This window comes from Streptomyces sp. SID13666 (assembly GCF_010548325.1).
Classification (GTDB): Bacteria; Actinomycetota; Actinomycetes; order Streptomycetales; family Streptomycetaceae; genus Actinacidiphila; species Actinacidiphila fildesensis.
The window spans coordinates 85921-98601 of record NZ_JAAGLX010000033.1 but is presented as its reverse complement, the minus strand read 5'-3'; the positions used below and the strand labels follow the sequence as shown (position 1 = coordinate 98601).

Below are 12681 nucleotides of genomic sequence, written 5' to 3'. Positions count from 1 at the left end.
CGGTGGGGCATGAGGGCCTTCTGATCGTTCCGTGTAGATGTCGCAATCCACACCGAACCCGGAAGGCCCTCACTCGTACAAGATCACCCCGCCGTGATCGCTGTCACCAACCTCCATGGACAGAACAGCTAGTGCGTTGTGGATCATGTACGGGGGAACGGATGTCGCTGGGTCGCCGATGGGTACTCACAGCCGTGGCGGGCGGATTCCTGACGGGATGCACGTCGGCTCCCGGCCCCGCCGAGCGGTCGCGGGACCCGTCGTCCCCGCCCGGATCCGGCCCCGGCACGGTCCCCACGCCGTCCGCCGCGCCACCGTCCCCCGCACCCCCGTCGCCCAAGCCGGCTCCCCGGGTGACCCGGGCCGCGACCGTCGCCCGCTACGGCCGGATGACCCCCACGGGCTGGGGTTTCACCGCTCCCGGGGTGGTAACCAAGCTGCCTCCCACCGCGGGACGGGCGATAGCGCTGACCTTCGACGCCTGCGGGGGACCGGGTGGCGGCGGCTACGACCGGGAGCTGATCGACCTGCTGCGGGCCCGCAAGGTGCCCGCGACGCTCTTCCTCAACGCGCGCTGGATCGACGCCAACCGCGCGCACTTCGAGCAGCTCGCGGGCGATCCGCTGTTCGAGATCGCCAACCACGGGACGCGTCACCGGCCGCTGTCGGTATCGGGCCGCTCCGCGTACGGCATCGCCGGGACACGCGACGCCGGGGAGGTCTTCGACGAGGTCGCGGGAAACCAGGACAAGCTCACCGCCCTGCTCGGACATCCGCCGCGCTTCTTCCGCTCCGGCACCGCGTACTGCGACGACATCGCGGCGCGCATCGTCGCCGAACGGGGGGAGCGGTTCGCCGGATTCAGCGTCAACGCCGACGCGGGGGCTACGTTCACCCCTGCCCAGGTGCGCCGCGCCGCGCTCACGGCGACCGCCGGATCGGTCGTCATCGGCCATATGAACCACCCCGCGGGCGGTACGGCCGAGGGCATGGCCCGCGCCCTGCCCGCGCTGCTCGCGGCCGGCCACCGGTTCGTCCGGCTCTCGGACGCCGTGCACTGAGGCGTCGCGGACGGCGCACCCGGTAAGCTCACCACTGAGTACTTGAACTTTCAAGGCAGATTGCTTGAAGTGTCAACTAAGTCGGCGTACCGTCGGAACAGGCCCGCCGACCACGGGGCCGACCGATGTCCGACCAGGAGCGCCACCATGCCTGTACGCCGCCTCAACCACGCCGTGCTCTACATCCGCGATGTCGCGCGCGCCGTCGAGTTCTACACCGATGTCTTCGGCTTCAAGATCGATGTGGAGATCCCCGGACGGGCCGCCTTCCTCAGCGCCCAGGACACCCTCAACGACCACGACCTCGGCCTCTTCGCGATCGGTGCGGACGCCCCCGGCCCCGAGCAGGGCCGGGTCGGCCTCTACCACCTGGCCTGGGAGGTCGGCACGCTCGGCGAACTCGCCGACACCGCCGCCAAGCTGACGGAGCGCGGTTCGCTGGTCGGCGCGACCAACCACGGAGTGTCGAAGTCCCTGTACGCCAAGGACCCCGACGGCAACGAGTTCGAGATCATGTGGCGGGTGCCGCGCGAGGACTGGCCGGCCGGGGACGAGCCGAAGCTGCGGGCGCTGGATCTCCAGGAGTCGCTCGACCGCTGGGGTCCGGACCTGAAGACCGGTGCGGCCGCCGGCTCGGCCACCTGACCCGTCCCTGTCTGCGACGCCTGGCGTACCGCCGACCCCCCTTTCGAACGCGAAAAGCGGTGGTTTCAGGTCGAGAGCGGTGGGCCGGGAACACTCAGGGCCCGACGTTCTCCCAGCTCACGGACATCTCGGTGGCCGCGCCACGCGCGGGTGTCCGCATGCTGGACGGTTCGCCGAGTGCGTTCGGGGCGGCCACTGAGCTGCCCGTATCGAACAATGAGCCATCGTCCGATCACGCACCGCGACCGGAAGTGATCGTTCGAAGTGCGGCCACGAAACACCTCCGTAATACTCCTGTCCGTTATCTGCAATCAACGGAGAAGGAGTGTTCGGAATGCGATACACCCTAGGTGCGATCGGAGTGGGGGCCGCCCTGGCTCTCAGCTGCGTGGCGGGCACCAGTGGGACCGCCCGAGCCGAATCCGCCCAGCCGCACAGTCTGTACGCGCCCTCGTCGATGGTGCTGACCATCGGCAAGGGCGAGGACGCCGCGACCGCCGCTGTCCAGCGGGCCGTGCTGCTGCGCTGTCGCCCCACCGCCGGAGGCGACCACCCGGACGCACGGGCCGCATGCACGGAACTGACCCTGGCGGGCGGGAACTTCGACGCGCTGTTAGCCTCCGACCCCAACCGGATCTGCCCCAAGATCTGGGATCCGGTGGTGGTCACCGCGGACGGAGTGTGGCAGGGGCAACGCGTCTCGTACTCCCACACCTACGCGAACTCCTGCATCAAGGCAGGGGGTACCGGGGCGGTTTTCGGCTTCTGAGCCGGAGCTGAACGACTGCACCGAGGCGGGTCACGGCTGTTGTGATACCGGCCACTCGGGTCAAACCCGACAGGCCGTGTTCACCTTGCACCGGTAACGTGCCCTTCGGCCCCCTTGCCGCGGCGCGGTTGCCGCGGAGCCCGAGCGCAGCGCGGCCCCGGTGGAAAACCCGGATACGGCGCTCACCCGGAGGGCCGGACGGTCCGTCCCCGGAGCGCGCCCGCGGCACCCGGCAAGCAGTCCACGTACCTCGGAGGGTAAGACATGCGTCCGTTCCTGGCCGGCACTGATCGGATCGACGCGCGCTGTGCGCCGCCGTCCTTCACCCCGGCCGGGAACGGGAGCGCTGTATGACGCTGGCAGAGGCACCCGAGCTGACGCTCGACACCCTGATCGACCCGGCCGAGCTGCTGGCACCACCGCGCGCGGTCTTCTCCGGGAAGGGTCCCGCGCCCGAGCGGACCCTGCTCGACATCCTCGCGGAGACCACCCGAAGACACCCGAACGGCCCAGCCGTCGACGACGGTTCCACGGCGCTGAACTACCGCGCCCTGGCGGCCGAGACCGAGGCGATGCGGCTGCGGCTCGCGGCGGCCGGCATCGGCGCCGGCGACCGGGTCGGCATCCGGGTGCCGTCCGGCACCAACGACCTGTACGTCTCGATCCTCGCGGTGCTGGCGGCAGGCGCCGCCTATGTGCCGGTGGACGCCGAAGACCCCGACGAACGCGCCGAGTTGGTCTTCTCCGAAGCGGGAGTGAGCGCCGTCATCGGCGCGCACCGCGAGATCCGTCCCTGCGGTACCCCGCACGGCGTCGTGGGCCGGCGGCCCGGACCCGACGACGACGCCTGGATCATCTTCACCTCAGGGTCGACCGGCAAGCCCAAGGGCGTTGCCGTCACCCACCGCAGCGCCGCGGCGTTCGTCGACGCCGAGGCCGGGCTCTTCCTCACCGAGGAGCCCATCGGCCCCGGGGACCGGGTGCTGGCCGGGCTGTCGGTCGCCTTCGACGCCTCCTGCGAGGAGATGTGGCTGGCCTGGCGGTACGGCGCCTGCCTGGTCGCCGCGCCGCGGTCACTGGTCCGCACCGGGCTTGACCTGGGCCCGTGGCTGGTCGAACAGCGCATCACCATCGTGTCGACGGTGCCCACCCTGGCGGCGCTGTGGCCGTCGGAAGCGCTCGACGACGTCCGGCTGCTGATCTTCGGCGGCGAGGCGTGCCCGCCCGAACTCGCCGAGCGGATGGCCGTCGAGGGCCGCGAGGTGTGGAACACCTACGGGCCCACCGAGGCCACCGTGGTCGCCTGCGCCGCTCAGCTCACCGGCGAGGGCCCGGTCAGGATCGGGCTGCCGCTCGACGGCTGGGACCTGGCGGTCGTGGACGCGCGGGGCGAGCTCGTGCCCATGGGCGAGGTCGGCGAACTCGTCATCGGCGGGGTCGGGCTGGCCCGTTACCTCGACGCGGACAAGGACGCCGAGAAGTACGCGCCGCTGCCGTCGCTGGGCTGGGAGCGCGCCTACCGCAGCGGTGACCTGGTCCGTGCCGACGCCGAAGGACTGCTGTTCGTCGGCAGGGCCGACGAACAGATCAAACTGGGTGGCCGCCGGATCGAACTCGGCGAGGTCGACGCGGCGCTGCAGGCGCTGCCGAACGTCGCCGGTGCCGCGGCCGCCGTCCGCACCACCCGGGGCGGCAACCAGATCCTCGTCGGTTATTTGGTGAGCGCGGCGCAGGACACGGCCGGTGACACCCCGGTCGGCGACGAGGCCCCCGACGGCGCCGCGCAGGCCGGCGAGCCGTCCGAAACCGACGAAACCCAGGCCGACGAAACCCAGACCGACCAGGCCCAGACCGACGAGGCCCAGGCCGGTGAGGCTGAAGTGGGCGCCGTCAGCGGGGTGTTCGACCCCGTCGACGCGCTGCGCCGGCTGCGCGAGGCGCTGCCCGCCTCGCTCGTGCCGCTCATCGCGGTGGTCGACACCCTGCCCACCCGGACCTCCGGCAAGGTCGACCGGGCCGCGCTGCCCTGGCCGCTGCCCACCGTGGACACCTCCGGGCAGGAGGGCCCGCTGGAAGGCACCGAGGGGTGGCTCGCGGAACAGTGGGCCGAGATCCTCGGCACCTCCGTCGGCACCGCCGACGCCGAGTTCTTCGCGATCGGCGGCAGCAGCCTCGGCGCCGCCCGCCTGGTCGCCCTCATCCGGGCGCGCTTCCCCAACGTCTCCGTCAGCGACATCTACCAGAACCCGTCGCTGGGCGCGCTGGCCCGCGTCCTGGAGGCGTCGGACGCCCGCGAGAGCGCCGTGCGGACCGTACGGCCCACCCCGCGCCGCGCCGGTGCCGTACAGGTGGCGCTGATGCTTCCGCTGCTGACGATCTCGGGGCTGCGCTGGGCCGTGGGCGTCGCCGCGCTGAACAACGTGCTCGCCCGGTACGGGGACTTCCCGTGGGCGCCCGCCGTGTCCTGGTGGTGGGTGGCACTGGGCTGGGTGCTGTGCGTCAGCTCGGCCGGCCGGGTCGCCGTGGCGGCCGGCGGCGCGCGGCTGCTGCTGCGCGGCGTCCGCCCTGGTACCTATCCGCGCGGTGGCAGCGTCCACCTGCGGCTGTGGACCGCGGAACGCCTCGCCGAGCGCGTCGGCGCGAACCGGCTGACCGGCACCTGGATCACCCACTACGCCCGTGCGCTCGGCGCGCGGATCGGCGCGGACGCCGATCTGCACTCGCTGCCGCCCGTCACCGGGATGCTGCGGCTGGGCAAGGGCTGCGCCGTCGAACCCGAGGTGGACCTGTCGGGCCACTGGCTCGACGGGGACCTGCTGCACATCGGCAAGATCCGGATCGGCGCGGCGGCCACGGTCGGCGCGCGCAGCACCCTGTTCCCCGGCGCCCGCGTCGGCAAGCGCGCCGAGATCGCGCCGGGCTCCGGTGTGACCGGGGCGGTGCCGGCCGGCCAGCGCTGGTCGGGCGTTCCGGCGGCCCGCTCCGGCAAGGCCGCCCACCGCTGGCCCGGCAGCCGCCCGCCGCGCACCCGTGGGTGGTCCCTGGTCTACGGCCTCACCTCCACCGCGCTGGGCCTGCTGCCCGCGCTGGCGGCGCTGCCCGGACTGCTGACGCTGCTGCTCTTCGTCCGCGGCGAGTCCGCGCCCGGCGCCGCGCTCGCCGCCGCGCTGATCGCCGTACCGCTCGCCACGGTGGTGTCGCTGGCCACTTACGCGCTGCTCGTCCTGGTCCTGGTCAGGGCGCTGGGCACCGGACTGCGCGAGGGGTATCACGCCGTGCACAGCGGCGTCGCCTGGCGGGCCTGGGCCACGGAGCGGCTGATGAACACCGCGCGCGTCGTGCTCTTCCCGCTGTACGCGAGCCTCTTCACCCCGGTATGGCTGCGCGCCCTCGGCATGAAGGTCGGGCGGCGCGTCGAGGCGTCGACCGTCCTGGCGCTGCCCGCGATGACCACGGTCGGCGACGGCGCCTTCCTCGCCGACGACACGATGGTCGCCACCTACGAACTGGGCGGCGGGTGGATGCGCATCGCCGCCGCCCGGGTCGGCAAGCGGGCGTTCCTGGGCAACTCCGGGATGACCGCGCCCGGTCGCTCGGTACCGAAGAACGGCCTGGTCGGTGTCCTGTCCTCGACGCCGAAGGGCGCCAAGGCGGGCAGCTCCTGGCTGGGCATGCCGCCGATGAAACTGCCCCGGGCCGCCGAGGCCGGCGACCAGAGCCGCACCTATGACCCGCCCCGCGCCCTGATGGTGGCGCGCGCCGCCGTCGAGGTGTGCCGGGTCGTCCCGGTCATGTGCACCGTCGCCCTCGCGGTCCTGTTCGTGGGCGCGTTCGAGGCTCTGGTGAGCACAGCGGGACTCGCCGTCGCCGCCCTGTGCGGCGGCCTGTTGATGGCGGCCGCGGGTCTGCTGGCGTGCGTGGTCGCCGCCACGGCCAAGTGGCTGCTGGTCGGCAGGTTCCGGACGGTCGAGCATCCGCTGTGGAGCTCGTTCGTGTGGCGCAACGAGCTCGCGGACACCTTCGTCGAGGTGCTCGCCGTGCCGTGGCTGGTGGGATCGGTCCCCGGCACCCCGCTGATGAACCTGTGGCTGCGGACGCTCGGCGCGCGGATCGGCCGCGGCGCCTGGTGCGAGACGTACTGGCTGCCGGAGGCCGACCTCGTGCGGGTCGGCGCCGGGGCCACCGTCAACCGGGGCTGCGTGGTGCAGACCCATCTGTTCCACGACCGGATCATGCGCATGGACACGGTGACGCTGGGGGATGGATCAACCCTGGGTCCGCATGGCATCGTGCTCCCCGGCGCGACCGTCGGGCCGCGCACCACCATCGGTCCCGCCTCGCTCGTCATGCGCGGCGAATCGGTGCCCGAGGGCACCCGCTGGCTCGGCAACCCGATCGCCGCCTGGCACACCGACCGGCACGCAGAGGGGACCCGCAGTTAGTGAACAAGGCACCGGGGGGTGGCCGTGCGGCCGCCCCGGCCAGGCCCGGGGCGGCCGTCTCCACCGATTCGTACCTGCCCGAGCACGGCAACGGCGGCTACCGTACGGTGCGCTACGACCTGGAACTGGACTTCCGGCCGAGCGCCGACCGGCTGTCCGGCCGGGCCCGGATCTCCGCGGTCACCGAGCACGCGCTCTCCGAGTTCAGCCTCGACCTCGGAGCGTTCCGGATCGACCGGGTCCTGGTGGACGGCAAACGGCCCGCCCGCTACACCCACCGCGCCGGGAAGCTGCGGGTGCGCCCCGCCCGTGAACTGCCCGCGGGAACGCCCTTCGCCGTCGAGGTGCGCTACGTCGGCACCCCGCGGCCGATCCGCAGCCGCTACTGGGGCGACCTGGGCTGGGAGCCGCTGGAGTACGGTGCGCTGGTGGCCGCCCAGCCGATCGGCGCGCCCTCCTGGTTCCCCTGCAACGACCATCCGTCGGACAAGGCCGTCTACCGCATCGCGGTGACGGCGCCGTCGGTGTGCACCGTGCTCGCCAACGGCACCCTGGAGTCGTGCACCATCGGCGGTTCCACCACGACCTGGGTCTACGAGCAGCGGGCGCCGATGGCCAGCTATCTGGCCAGCGTCCAGATCGGCCCCTACGAGCTGGTGGAGCACCTCGGCGGCCCGATCGCGCAGCCCGCGGCCGTCCCGGCCGCCCTGCTCGCCCCGTTCGCCCATGACTTCGGCCGCCAGCCGGAGATGATGGAGCTGTTCCAGGAGCTCTTCGGCCCGTACCCCTTCGACGACTACGCGGTGGTCGTGGTCGACGAGGAGCTGGAGGTTCCGGTCGAGGCGCAGGCCCTGTCGGTCTTCGGCGCCAACCACATCGACGGACGGCGCGGCTTCGAGCGCCTGGTCGCCCATGAACTGGCCCACCAGTGGTTCGGCAACAGCCTCACCCTCGCCGACTGGCGCCACATATGGCTGAACGAGGGCTTCGCCTGCTACGCCGAGTGGCTGTGGTCGGAGGCCGCGGGCGGCGCCCCCGCCACCGTCCTGGCCACCCGTGCGCACACCCGGCTCGCCGGATTGCCGCAGGATCTGCGGCTCGCCGACCCGGGCGTACGGCGGATGTTCGACGACCGGCTCTACAAGCGCGGCGCGCTCACGCTGCACGCGCTGCGGACGACGATGGGCGACACGGCCTTCTTCGCGCTGCTGCGCACCTGGACGTCGCAGCACCGCCACCGCACCGTCACCACCGAGCAGTTCACCGCTCTCGCGCAGCAGTACACCCCGCGCCCGCTGGACGACCTGTTCACGGCGTGGCTGCGCGAGCCCCGGCTCCCGGCACTGCCGCGGGCCGGCGACTGACCGCACTCGACATCCCGCACTCGGCATCCGGCACTACGGCATCCGGCACCACGGCAGTCCGGCACCACGACATCCCGCACTCCCGCATCACGACATCCGGCGTTCCGGCATGCCGACACACCCGGAACAGCCCTGGATGCCGGGATATGTCATACAAGCTGCATAGGCTCGGCGTCGCAATATGGGCTAAATCGGTCAACTCCTATCATCATCGAGGCTCTACAGGCCGAGAAGTGAAGGTCCGTCACCGGTTCGCCCTCTCACAGCTGCGGTGATCACCGACTAGGAGACGCCCGTGCCAGGCACTCCCCACTTCTCCCTACGGCGCGGCGCTCCTCGCCGCGGAAACCGTCCCCGAACCCGTCGCGGACGCCCGCGGCACCTCGCCGTCCTGCTCGTGGCGGCCCTGTCGGCGAGTCTGACGCCCGCGGTGGCGGGATCGGCGGCGCAAGCGGCGCCGGGCTCCGACCCCGTCGTCCCCTGCGGCATCACGACGGCTGCGCTGAACCGGCCCGCCACCGCCTCGTCGACCGAGAAGTCCGACACCCCGGCGGAAGCGGCGTTCGACGGCAACGCGGGCACCCGCTGGTCCAGCGCCGCCGCCGATCCGCAGTGGCTGCAGGTCGACCTCGGATCCAGCCGGCCGGTCTGCGGAGTGCAACTGGCCTGGGAGAACGCGTACGCGAGGGCGTACCGGATCCAGGTCTCCGACGACGGCACCGACTGGACCACCGTCTACTCCACCACCGCGGGCCAGGGCGGCATCGAGACGGTGGCGCTGAACGGAACCGGTCGCTATGTGCGGCTGGCCGGCATCCAGCGAGCCACCTCGTGGGGCTATTCGCTCTGGGAGTTCAGCGTCCTCACCCCCGGCGGCACCAGCAGCCCGCCCGGCGGCGGCGACGGCAGCTGCCCCTGGTCGGGGTCCAGCGCGCCCGTGGCCGAGCGTGTCACGCAGGTCATGGCGCAGATGACGCAGGCCCAGAAGATCCAGATGGTGCACGGCACCGGCAACACCTCGCCGTACGTCGGGAACCTCGCCGCGATCCCGTCCCTGTGCATCCCCTCGGTGGGCTTCCACGACGGCCCCGGCGGGGTGGGCGACGCTTTCTCCGGTGTGACCCAGCTGCCCGCGCCCGTGTCGGCCGCGGCCAGCTGGGACACGGCACTGCAGCACCAGTACGGCGCCGTCGCCGGGAACGAGTTCGCGGGCAAGGGCGCCGATGTGGCACTCGGCCCGACCCTCAACATCGTGCGCGACCCGCGCTGGGGCCGGGCCTTCGAGAGCTACAGCGAGGACCCGTACCTGTCCGGCGAGATGGCCGTCGCCAACATCCAGGGCATCCAGAGCCAGGGCGTCATGGCTCAGGCCAAGCATGTGGCGGTCTACAACCAGGAGACCAACCGCAACGGGCCGAAGGACAACGCGGTCATCGACACCCGCACCCTGCAGGAGATCTATCTGCCCGGGTTCCAGACCGCGGTCAGCAAGGGCGCGGCGGCGTCGGTGATGTGCGGCTACAGCACCGTCAACGGCGCCTACGACTGCCAGCACCCGTATCTGCTGAACACCGCCCTCTACCAGCAGGCGGACTTCGGCGGGTTCGTCACCAGCGACTGGGGCGCGACGCACTCCACCGTGGAGTCCGCGAACAGCGGGATGACGATGGAGATGCCCGGCGGGTACTACTACTCCAACTACCTCGCCCAGGCGGTCGCCAACGGCCAGGTGAGCCAGGCCACGCTGGACACCATGGTGAGCCGGGTACTCACGCAGATGTTCGCCTTCGGCCTCTTCGACCGGAAGCACACCGGGTCGACCACGGCCCTGGTGACCTCCGCCGCCCATCAGGCGACCGCCCGTCGGATCGCCGAACAGGGCAGCGTCCTGCTGAAGAACACCGGTGTGCTACCGCTGTCGACGGCGTCGACGCACTCGATCGCGCTGCTCGGCCCCGACGCCGGCGCGGGCGTGCGCAGCGTGGGCGGCGGCAGTGCCGTCGTCACCAGCTCCGGCACCGTCTCGCCGCTGGCCGGGATCCAGAACCGGGTCGCGGGCACCGCCACCACCGTCCAGTACAACGACGGCACGGACATCGCCGCCGCGGTCGCCCTGGCCCGCGCCTCCGAGGTGGCGGTCGTCTTCGTCGGGTACGGGGAGAAGGAGGGCACCGACCTGAAAGGCATCGATCTGCCCGCCCAGCAGAACGAGCTGGTGGCGCAGGTCGCGGCCGCCAACCCGAGGACCGTGGTGGTGCTCAACACCGGCTCCGCGGTCACCATGCCGTGGCTGGGCCAGGTGCAGGGCGTGCTGGAGGAGTGGTACGCCGGGCAGGAGGTCGGCAACTCCGTCGCCCGGCTGCTGTTCGGCGACGCCAACCCGTCGGGGAAGCTGCCCGTCACCTTCCCGGCGAGCCTGGCCGACGTGCCCGCGCACACCGCGGCCCAGTGGCCGGGCACCGACGGCAAGGTGCAGTATTCGGAGGGCCTGAAGGTCGGCTACCGGTGGTACGACGCCGGCGACGTCACCCCGCTCTTCCCGTTCGGGTTCGGGCTGTCGTACACGACGTTCGCCTTCTCCGGACTCCAGGTCGGGACGCCGGACGCGAGCGGCAACACCACGGTCTCCGCGACCGTCACCAACAGCGGCAGCCGCGCCGGCGCGGAGATCGCCCAGCTCTACGTCGGCGCTCCCGCCGCGACGGGTGAACCGGCCCGGCAGCTCAAGGGGTTCCAGCGGGTGGAACTGCAGCCGGGGGCGAGCCGGCGGGTGCAGTTCACCGTCACCGCGCACGATCTGGCGCACTGGTCGGACACCACGGCCGGCTGGACGACCACCCCGGGCGACTACCGGATCCAGGTCGGCGACTCGTCCCGCGAGCTGCCGCTGACCGGGACCCTGACGGTCGGCACACCGCTCTCGGCCAGGACGGTGACCAGCACCGTCACCGGCACGGGCAGCGTCACCGTGACCAACCCGCACGGTATGAGCAGCCGGGCCGGCACCCCGGTGCGGCTGGCCATCGCGGCCCGCACCACCGGATCCGCCGGGACCGGCCCGGTGTTCACCGCGACCGGGCTGCCCGAGGGTCTGTCGATCAGCCCGGCCGGGGTGATCTCCGGTACCGCGACGGCCCCGGGCACCAGCACGGTCTCGGTCACCGCGACCGGCCCCACCGGCGCGACCGACACGGCCGGCTTCGTGTGGACCGTCAGCCGGTCCTGACCTCGCCGACGTGGCCGGTCCGTGCCGTGCCGTCGTGAGCCGGCGACGGCACGGCGCGGCCGACCACGTTGACGGCGGTCCACGCGGCGCCGACCGCGGCGTACTGGCTGCTGGCCGCCCCGTAGAGGTCGCGCGCCGCCGCGAGGGTCGCGGTCCGCGCGGCGTGATAGTTGGTGGTGGACGTCATGTACACGGTCAGCGCCCGGTACCAGATCGCCGCCGCGGTGTTCTGCCCGATCCCGGTCAGCACCGAGCCGTTGACGGTCGGGCTGTTGTAGGAGATCCCGTTGATGACCCGCGGGCCGCTGCCCTCGGCGAGCAGGAAGAAGAAGTGGTTGCCGATCCCCGAGGCCACGTGCGGGTCGAGGTTCGGGACCGACGTCGACCAGTAGTCGGGTGAGACACCGTCCCTGGACGGCCGGTCCATGTAGCGCAGCGGGGTGCCGTTCCCGTTGAGGTTCGCCTTCTCGCCGATGAGGTAGTCCGGCACGTCGGCCGGGATGTTCGCGGAGAACTCCACCATGGTGGCGAAGATGTCGGAGGTGCTCTCGTTGAGCGCGCCCGCCTCGCCGCTGTAGGTGAGCCCGGCGGTGGCGGAGGTGATGCCGTGGGTGATCTCGTGCGCGCCGATGTCGATGGTGGTCAGCGGATGGGCGTTGTCCGATCCGTCGCCGTAGTTGACACAGCCGCAGGCATCGCTCCAGAAGACGTTGGTGTAGTGGCTGCCGTAGTGGACGACGCTGCGGACGCCCTTGCCGTCGTTCCTGACCCCGAGCCGGTTGAACGAGTACTTGAAGTAGTCCCACACGGAGACGGCGGCGAACTGGGCGTCGACGCCCGCGGACTGAAGATTGGTCGGCAGCCCGTTGCCCCAGATGTTGTCCGCGTCCGTGAGGATGGTGTTGGTACGGCCGTCGACGGTGACGGTGTTGCCACGCGTCGGGTCCTGGAGCAGATAGGACGAGATCGTCTTCGTGGTGGTCAGCGGCACCTGGCCGTCATGCACCCCGTAGCCCGTACCGAGGGCGGGGGAGTCGGCGGCGGCCGTCCCGGTGCCCGCACCCATGACCGACGCCAGCAGCGCCGCGGCCGCGAGAACGGCCCCGGCGGTGAGTCTCCGTCGCATCTGACTGCCTTCCTGTCGCCGGCGCGGGCGCGGTGGCGCCTCGCTCTT

The 12681-nt window shown here is 72.0% G+C and carries 7 protein-coding genes; 6 read left to right on the top strand and 1 reads right to left on the bottom strand.

The features are described from left to right. The first annotated feature begins 194 nt into the window (after positions 1-194). The 6 genes from G3I60_RS31770 to G3I60_RS31745 all read left to right on the top strand — a co-directional run bounded on the left by G3I60_RS31770 (position 195) and on the right by G3I60_RS31745 (position 11507). Positions 195-1061 carry a polysaccharide deacetylase family protein gene (locus G3I60_RS31770; protein WP_343241579.1) on the top strand — a complete coding sequence of 289 codons (867 nt, stop codon included), beginning with the start codon at positions 195-197 and terminating at the stop codon, positions 1059-1061. Between the two features lie 147 nt (positions 1062-1208). Then, positions 1209-1706, top strand: a complete 498-nt coding sequence (locus G3I60_RS31765) for a VOC family protein (RefSeq protein ID WP_138356876.1) — start codon at positions 1209-1211, stop codon at positions 1704-1706. Positions 1707-2040: 334 nt separating this feature from the next. Continuing rightward, positions 2041-2475: a subtilase-type protease inhibitor gene (locus G3I60_RS31760; protein ID WP_164296395.1), complete on the top strand. Its 435-nt coding sequence runs from the start codon at positions 2041-2043 to the stop codon at positions 2473-2475. Positions 2476-2825: 350 nt separating this feature from the next. Continuing rightward, on the top strand, positions 2826-6917 hold the full coding sequence (locus G3I60_RS31755) for a Pls/PosA family non-ribosomal peptide synthetase (protein ID WP_239070480.1): 4092 nt from the start codon (positions 2826-2828) through the stop codon (positions 6915-6917). After that, a complete protein-coding gene (locus G3I60_RS31750; protein WP_164296393.1) occupies positions 6917-8281 on the top strand; it encodes a M1 family metallopeptidase in 1365 nt (454 codons plus the stop codon). The genes G3I60_RS31755 and G3I60_RS31750 overlap by 1 nt, the downstream gene beginning before the upstream one ends. 295 nt (positions 8282-8576) lie before the next feature. Then, positions 8577-11507 (top strand): glycoside hydrolase family 3 C-terminal domain-containing protein, encoded by a 2931-nt coding sequence (locus G3I60_RS31745; RefSeq protein ID WP_164296391.1) that lies wholly within the window; start codon positions 8577-8579, stop codon positions 11505-11507. On the opposite strand, the gene G3I60_RS31740 is transcribed toward G3I60_RS31745, so the two are convergent. Beyond that, complete coding sequence (locus G3I60_RS31740) at positions 11494-12633, bottom strand: M4 family metallopeptidase (RefSeq protein ID WP_138356880.1); 1140 nt, start codon at positions 12631-12633, stop codon at positions 11494-11496. The genes G3I60_RS31745 and G3I60_RS31740 overlap by 14 nt on opposite strands. Positions 12634-12681: the final 48 nt, after the last annotated feature.

What these genes read in the sequence shown, in the direction of transcription:
- G3I60_RS31765 (WP_138356876.1), top strand. Translation starts at nt 1,209, where the DNA reads ATGCCTGTACGCCGCCTCAACCACGCCGTGCTCTACATCCGCGATGTC.
- G3I60_RS31760 (WP_164296395.1), top strand. Translation starts at nt 2,041, where the DNA reads ATGCGATACACCCTAGGTGCGATCGGAGTGGGGGCCGCCCTGGCTCTC.
- G3I60_RS31755 (WP_239070480.1), top strand. Translation starts at nt 2,826, where the DNA reads ATGACGCTGGCAGAGGCACCCGAGCTGACGCTCGACACCCTGATCGAC.
- G3I60_RS31740 (WP_138356880.1), bottom strand. Translation starts at nt 12,633, where the DNA reads ATGCGACGGAGACTCACCGCCGGGGCCGTTCTCGCGGCCGCGGCGCTG.